Genomic DNA, 4,953 nt, shown 5'->3' on the forward strand with positions numbered 1-4,953 from the left:
GCTCTATCAGTATCGGAATCGAGCTTCACTTGGCTAGCCGCGCACAATAATTCACCCATAGATTCCCCCGACGATCCAAAATTTTGACGACCCAAACGATACCCGTGCCGACATTGCTTGAAAAAAACTCGGCCGACTTCGGACCGAGGTGCAGCAAGGTGTTGCTACATCGGATCGTAATACCGCAGCATTGAATGAATATCTCCAATTACTCGCCGATATCGAGCGGTGGTCTCGAGGCCGAAGTCAGGATCGCTGACGAGTGTGGACGGGCGTATACGCAGCAGCGATCAGCACATCTGTCAACTGCCGTGGAAGCTGGCGCACCAGAGGTAAGCCGCGCTTTGCCCGATGTAACGTTGTTCATCATTCGCTGCGTTGCCTGCACCATGGTATCCAACCGACCCGCTCATGAGTAAGGTGATGGCCGGATGCCGACCGTCTTACTTGCAAGGCCGAATTAGCTGGCTCGCCGAGCGGGATCGAATCGGGTTCGAGTCAGCCCGATCAGGGTGAGAAGAATTGCATTCGTCTCGTATGTGAGAGAAGCCGAGCTCGAGCGACCGCATTCGAGCCCGATCGCTTATGCCTTCCTGGCCGGTTGCTGAAGCTCGCTGTTCGAGAGCGGTGCATTCGCGTCGACCGCGCCACGAACTTCCGCGCTGGACCCACAACTGCCGGTCGCACGGCCGGGCGAGAACGCAACCAAGTGAGTGCCTGGGTCATCCAAGCCTCGGACCAAATCCAGCTGCCCGGCGAGTCATACGTCGACGAACGCTGATCCGAGAGACCGGGTTCTCAAAAGCCGTAGAGAGTCGTCGCATTGCTGACAAGGATCGTCTTCGCAACGAATAGAGTGAGTTGAGACCGATGGTCGCAGCGTCGGCCTCTCCGCGTTCGAGCGCAAGCATCATCGACGCCCTGTCGTTGTAGCCGGCGATGAAATTGAACCGCGTGCTACCCGGGTAGTTCAATGCGGTCGGAAACGCTTCCACCAGCGAAGCCGGCCCCGTCAGTCTGATCTGCCGCATCCGTAGAAATCACCATGCCGCCACATTCTGTGCTCATCGGGAGGTCCCGGCTGCCGAAACCATTATCCGTCACCAACGGCTTGGCATAATCGGCCATTGCGGACGTTCGATGGAGGTTCTTCGGCCGCTACGCGACGAACCCCGTAGGCTTGGCCGCGGGATGCGCCGGATCGGCACGTTCGAGGGCGGCGAGCGACATGATGCGCTCCTCGGAGGCATCATCGAAGCTGATTTCTCCCGCAAGATGGCCCCCTCGCATCACGAGAATGCGATCCGAGATCGTCAGTATTTCGGGCAAGTCGCTCGAGATCACCAGAATCGCGAGGCCGTCATGAGCGAGCTCGCGCATAAGCGCGTAGATTTCCGCCTTCGTTCCAACATCCACGCCCCGTGTCGGCTCATCAACGATCAGCACGCGCGGCTTCGAGGCGAGCCATTTCGCGAGCACTACCTTCTGCTGGTTGCCACCGCTCAGCAGGCCGACGAGTTGCTCGACCGTCGGCGTCTTGATCTGGAAGCGCCCCACGTAGCCTTCGATCATGCGCGACTCGCGCAGCGGCCGAATCACGCTCGCGGTCGAGAGCCGGCCAAGGCCAAGCGCAGCGAGCGACAGGTTGCTGCCGACCGACATCCCGAGCACGAGCCCCTGGTCCTTGCGGTCTTCGGGAACCAGACCGATGCCGAGCTTCATGGCATCGCGAGGCTTCCTGACATTCACGGGCTTGCCTTCCACCGACACGGTTCCGGCCGTCGGCGGCGGCGCCCCGAAGATGCCCATAGCGACCTCGGAGCGGCCGGCCCCAACCAGTCCCGCGAGACCCACGATCTCACCACGCCGCAATGCGAAGGACACGTCGCGGTAGCGTTCGTCGTCGCCCAGGCCCTGCACCGCGAGGACGATCGGCTGGTCGCCATGCTCGGGCCGGATGCGCCGCACTTCGGCAAGGTCGCGCCCCACCATCAGACGCACCACTTCGTCCGGAGAGGTGTCCGTGAGCCTCGCCGTGCGCACGTGCTTGCCGTCGCGCAGCACGGTCACGGCATCGCAATTGTCGAACACTTCGCGCATGCGATGCGAGATATAGAGGATCGTGACGCCTCGCGCACGCAGGTCGTGCACGACCTTGAAGAGCGTCAGCGAGTCGGCCTCGGAAAGACTCGACGTGGGTTCGTCGAGAACCAAGAGACGCGGCTCGTGGATCAATGCCTTGCAGATCTCGATCAGTTGCTGCTGCGCGATCGTCAGGTCGCCGAGACGCGTGTCGGGATCGAGCGTGATGCCGAGCCGTTCCATCGCCGCGCGCGCCTTCGCGATCAGCACGCCGCGATCCACCAGCACGCGGCCCATGCGCGGCTCCGCGCCGAGGAAGATGTTTTCCGCCACCGTCATGTTCGGCGCGAGCATCAGTTCCTGGAACACGATCGAAATGCCCTGGCGCGCGGCGTCGCGCGTGCCGGAGAGCTGCAGTTCGTGGCCGTCGAACACCAGTCGGCCGGAGGTCGGCGAATGCGCGCCCGCGATCACCTGCATCAGGGTCGACTTGCCGGCGCCGTTCTCGCCCATGACCGCATGCACGGTCCCCGTCTCGACTTCAAAGGAGACATCCTGCAACGCCTTGACGCCGGGATATATCTTCGAAACATGTTCAACGCTCAAAAGCACGGTCATGGCGGCACTCGTTGCAAGGAAGACGCGGGACGGCCTTATTGAGCTCCGTCCCGCGCGGGGGTTACTTGCCGGCCGTGAACTTGTCGACGTTCGACGAATTTACGATGTCCACGCCGGTATCCGTGACCGGTGGCACCTTCTCGCCCTTCAGAATCTTGTTCAACTGGGCGACGGATTCCGAGCCCATTTTCGTCGGCCGCTGACCGATGAGCGTCGTCGCATAGCCGTCTTTCAGGAGCTTGATCTGCGTGGGAAGGGTGTCGAATGAAACGATCACGAACTTGCCGCCCTTGAGGTCCGCCGCCTTGTTCTTCAGCGCGCGCATGTAGGCTTCCGGCGCGAACATCGGCCATCCGCCCGCGAAGAAAATGCCGTCGATATTGGGATTCTTGGCGAGGATGTCCTGGATCAGCTGCACCGCGGTGCTCGAATCGTCATTGCAGGGAAAAGGCGATCCGGATACTTCCTTGAAGTTGCCGCCGAGCTTCGACTTGAAGCCCTTGATGCGATCGTTGAGGTTGGCCGCCGACAGGCCGCCCGTGATCACAGCATAGGTCCCGCCTTTCGGAAGCGCCTTGGCAAATGCCTCGCCGCCGGACTCGCCCCCCGCTTCGTTGTTGGTGCCGATGAAGGCGACACGCTTCGTCTTCGGTGCGTCGGAGTCGAAGGTCACGACCGGGATGTTCTTCGCCATCGCTGCGCTGATGACGCCGCTGATCGAATCCGGATTGTTCGGCGCTATCGCGATGCCCGCGACCTTCTTGGTGATGAGGTCGCGCACGATGCGGCCCTGTTCGGCGTCGTCGAGCTGGGCCGGGCCGGTGAAGAGACACTCCGCGCCGATTTTCGCGGCCTCTTCCTTGCAGCCTTTCTCCGCGTCGGCATAGAACGGCACGCCGAGCGCTTTCGGAACGACGGCGAACACTTTTTTATCGGCGGCCTGTGCGTGGGGAGTCACCCCAAGTCCGAACAGAACAGCGGCGGTCACGGCGCCGAGCAGGATGCGTGTCATTGTTTTCTCCAAAGGGTCGTTATGGGCAGAACACTCAGCGACGTCGCCAGACGCCCTTTCTGAGCTGGTCGATGAATACGGCAAGGACGATCACGGAACCGACGAAGACTCCTTGCCAATAGGCGTCGGTGCCGAGCAGGACGAGACCGTTGCGAAGCACTTCAAGGATCACCGTGCCGATGAACACGCCGATCACGGTGCCCTCGCCGCCGCTAAGCGCGGTGCCGCCGATGACGGCCGCCGCGATCACGCTCAGTTCCTTGCCGAGCCCCTGGTTCGAGATCGCGGACGAGAGATAGCTGACCTCGATGATGCCGGCGAGCCCGGCAAGGACCGAAGACATCACATAGACGCTCATCTTCAGCCGGTCGACGTTGAGGCCGGTGAGCATCGCGGCGCGCTCGTTGCCGCCGACCGCATAGAGCTGGCGGCCGAAGACGCTGCGCTTCAACACGATCGCGGCGATGATCGACAACGCCACGAAGATCAGGAAAGGCACCGGCAGCCCGAGAAAATCACCGCCGCCGAGCGCGAAAAAGGCGTCGCCGTCGGGGCGAAACCCGTCGATTGCCTTGCCGCGGGTGATGATGAGCGCGAGCGCGCGCGCGATGCTCATGGTCGCGAGCGTCGGCACGAAGGGCAGCATGCGCAGCTTAGTCACGCAGAAACCGTTAAAGAGGCCAACGGATGCCGCGATCAGAAGCGTGAGCGCGCAGGCGGGCACGACGCCCATGCCCGCATGCATCATCGCGGCTGATGCGACTGCTGCAAGTCCCCATACGCTGCCCACCGACAGGTCGATCCCGCCGGTGATCATCACCGCGGCCTGGCCGAGCACCACAATCCCGATGAACGCGAGGTTGCGCGCGTCGTTGAGCAGGTTGTCGACGCTCGCGAAGTCGGGCGCAAAGATCGACAGCGCAATGACCATGATCAGAAGCGCACCGATGATGCCCGTCTCCCGCGACCGCAGGAGATTCCCGGCGAATCCGGGCCGGGGTTTCGTGCCCGTAGTTGCCGCAGTGGACTTGCTCATGTTTGTACGCCTTGTGTGCTGGTATTGCTGAGCGTTACCGGAAGCAGACGCTGCCGGCAACGCGCTCTCTTGCAGTCCCGCCGAACTAGATTCCTTGACTGAATTGATCTTGTAGCAGTCGAGTCAAGTTTCTACGCGGCGATTTTGACCTGATCGCACCAGGTGTTAACGGCCTTCTCAGCGGTGCGGAAGCTGCGCTGCAAAG

Annotated in this window: 3 protein-coding genes; all 3 read right to left on the bottom strand. The window is 62.0% G+C overall.

All coding sequences use genetic code 11. From position 1 onward, the window contains the following. Positions 1–1,158: 1,158 nt before the first annotated feature. The gene (locus tag AWB81_RS40425) at positions 1,159–2,700 is read right to left on the bottom strand and encodes a sugar ABC transporter ATP-binding protein (RefSeq protein ID WP_062643975.1); all 1,542 of its coding nucleotides are present in this window, start codon (positions 2,698–2,700) and stop codon (positions 1,159–1,161) included. Between the two features lie 61 nt (positions 2,701–2,761). Then, positions 2,762–3,712 carry a sugar-binding protein gene (locus AWB81_RS40430; RefSeq protein WP_062643976.1) on the bottom strand — a complete coding sequence of 317 codons (951 nt, stop codon included), beginning with the start codon at positions 3,710–3,712 and terminating at the stop codon, positions 2,762–2,764. Positions 3,713–3,746: 34 nt separating this feature from the next. After that, on the bottom strand, positions 3,747–4,748 hold the full coding sequence (locus tag AWB81_RS40435; protein WP_062643978.1) for an ABC transporter permease: 1,002 nt from the start codon (positions 4,746–4,748) through the stop codon (positions 3,747–3,749). Between the last annotated feature and the right edge of the window lie 205 nt (positions 4,749–4,953).

Source organism: Caballeronia arationis, from assembly GCF_001544975.2.
Lineage (GTDB): Bacteria > Pseudomonadota > Gammaproteobacteria > Burkholderiales > Burkholderiaceae > Caballeronia > Caballeronia arationis.

Coding starts and splice junctions, on each gene's coding strand:
- AWB81_RS40425 (WP_062643975.1), bottom strand. CDS start 2,700: ATGACCGTGCTTTTGAGCGTTGAACATGTTTCGAAGATATATCCCGGC.
- AWB81_RS40430 (WP_062643976.1), bottom strand. CDS start 3,712: ATGACACGCATCCTGCTCGGCGCCGTGACCGCCGCTGTTCTGTTCGGA.
- AWB81_RS40435 (WP_062643978.1), bottom strand. CDS start 4,748: ATGAGCAAGTCCACTGCGGCAACTACGGGCACGAAACCCCGGCCCGGA.